Annotated in this window: 2 protein-coding genes; both read left to right on the top strand. The window is 37.5% G+C overall.

From position 1 onward, the window contains the following. Positions 1-164 precede the first annotated feature (164 nt). Positions 165-530, top strand: coding sequence for a hypothetical protein (locus ACFIKN_RS01980; RefSeq protein WP_273791326.1), 366 nt, complete (start codon positions 165-167; stop codon positions 528-530). Between the two features lie 47 nt (positions 531-577). Then, positions 578-1,024, top strand: coding sequence for a hypothetical protein (locus tag ACFIKN_RS01975; protein ID WP_375657829.1), 447 nt, complete (start codon positions 578-580; stop codon positions 1,022-1,024). Positions 1,025-2,407 lie beyond the last annotated feature (1,383 nt).

Raw genomic sequence — 2,407 nt, 5'->3', positions numbered from 1 at the left:
CATCTCAAAGGGGAAAACCCATCTCAAAGGGGAAAACCCATCTCAAAGGGGAAAACCCATCTCAAAGGGGAACTAAAAAACTTTGAAAGCGTTTAACAGTGAAGAAGCCCCTAGGCTGACAAATTGGAGTCCGCTCTGTCAACCTCTCATTTGGAAAATAATTGATGAATCCCCTTGTTTTTATCCTCTTATTAGTTTCATGTACAGATGATTTTAATAGTTGCTATTCGAACAATACAATGGTTAAAATCTATCCAACGGCTCAAGCTTGTGAACAAGCCATGGTACCGTCCACAAAAAAGTTTGCACTTTATGGACAACAAATTTTTGCCCAATGTATAAACGTACATGCAAATTTGCATCAACAAGAAGTAAACTTGATCTGGTCTGTAACAAACCATGGAAATTTTCTTCTTAAAAGCCAAAACGTAAAGGACAAGGTGTCTACAGTCCACAAAGAAGATATTTTACCAACATCGCTTCCTCTTTTGCATTCTTCTTCCACAAACCTCTTGCACAAAAAACTTTAAAAGCATAAACCCATCAGATCTCAAAAAAATAATCAATGAAAGACATGATGGATAATAAGCGAATGCAACCTTCAAAAGACCATCACACAGAGCAAAATTCTCTGCCTCAAGATCTCCCTTTAGACCCTGCCGTAGAACGAGTAAGAAAAAAACTTATGGGTTTAATGATTATTTCCGTTTTAATAACGCTTTTCCTTATTCTAACCGTACTGTTTTTAATTGTTTATAAAGTGATAACAACCGGATCAGCGCCAAAACAAACCGAGTTATCTTCCTCTCCCAGCAAAAACCCACACGTTATCCATCATACGCTCTCTCTACCGGAAAAAACACAGATTTTGTCGCAAAGCCTCTCAGAACACAATATTGTACTGAAAGTTTTAACCCCTGATGGACAAACAAAATTTATGATTTACAATTATCATACCGGTGCTCTAATCGCCGTTCTTTCTGTTGAAACAACAAAAGAGAGTTCGAAGATAATGCCTCATTAAGAAAACTAACATCAATAAGCGCTTAACATAGCATCCTTGAAGATTTAACATTTTCTGCAAGCCGACACTATCACACGCTTTGCCAACTCGTGGGTGTTGCCAACAGCCCCCTTGGCGCTAGAGAGAGTTCATAAGAGCCATTTTTATTCCTTTCTTATACAAATTTATCCACACGGGCTCTCCCCGTTTGCAACGTGCAAGCGAATGGTTTTTTTGATTCAACATGGAACAAATTTGGACATGAGAGAATTCTAGGGGCTTAGGGGCTCTCACCTAACATTCAAAACAATGAATTATTATTATAAATCAATGTGATAAGCATTAAATATACACCACACGGGCGACGGCGCGTTTTTTACTGTATCCCCTCACTTAAATCTTGGAAAAGAAGAAACCTTTCTGTCAACGCATTCCCATTTTTAAGAAAACTGACATCACTTGGGAAAAGCTAATAAACGTGCAAGAAATACCTCTTCTTGAGTGCAAAAATTCAACATATTAATTTATAGTGATGATTTATTTTGCATGTCAAACGAGAATCTCAAATACTGTATGATTCTCCCTTTCAAATCTGTTCGTAAGAAACTGAATCAAAATCATTTCTTTACATATCCCAGCAAGGAAATGGATGAATAAAAATACCTCTTATGAATGATCCGGTATCAAAAGAAGAACTGTTGCAACATTGAAAATTAAAGCAATAACGCCCAGCTTACATCTTTTATTAAGCAAAGATAGCCGATGAATTTCACATAATAGAATTCATGAACACCAACGCGAAATGGGCATAAATACATTGAACAATATTAAATATAAGTGTGAATTAAATAAAACAACGACATTGCGTTCTTCATAAAAGAACTGCCTCTTAAAATACACGGATGCGGTTTTCTCTGTATTCCCTTACTTAAATCCCAGCAAAGAGGCAATCTTTTCTGTCAACACCCTTTGTTAAGTCTCAATACTGCCCGTGAAAATCTAAAGAAAGCGCAAGAGGCTTCTTGAGTATATACAATTTACTATCATAATACCAATAACATCACCACAAGCGCTTATACAGCACCTTTCAGGTTTAAACATTTTCCTCTGCCTCAAGATTGACCACTTGAGCGACGGCGTGGTTTTCCCTGTATTCCCTCACTTAAATCCCAGCAAAGAGGCAATCTTTTCTGTCAACACCCTTTGTTAAGTCTCAATACTGCCCGTGAAAATTCAAAGAAAGCGCAAGAGGCTTCTTGAGTATATACAATTTACTATCATAATACCAATAACATCACCACAAGCGCTTATACAGCACCTTTTAGGTTTAAACATTTTCCTCTGCCTCAAGATTGACCACTCGGCGACGGCGTGGTTTTCTCTGTATCCCCTCACCTAATCCAG

This window comes from Bartonella sp. CL436QHHD (assembly GCF_042195105.1).
Lineage (GTDB): Bacteria > Pseudomonadota > Alphaproteobacteria > Rhizobiales > Rhizobiaceae > Bartonella.
Note: the sequence above shows the minus strand (reverse complement) of the source record. Positions and strands in the feature narration are given on the sequence as shown.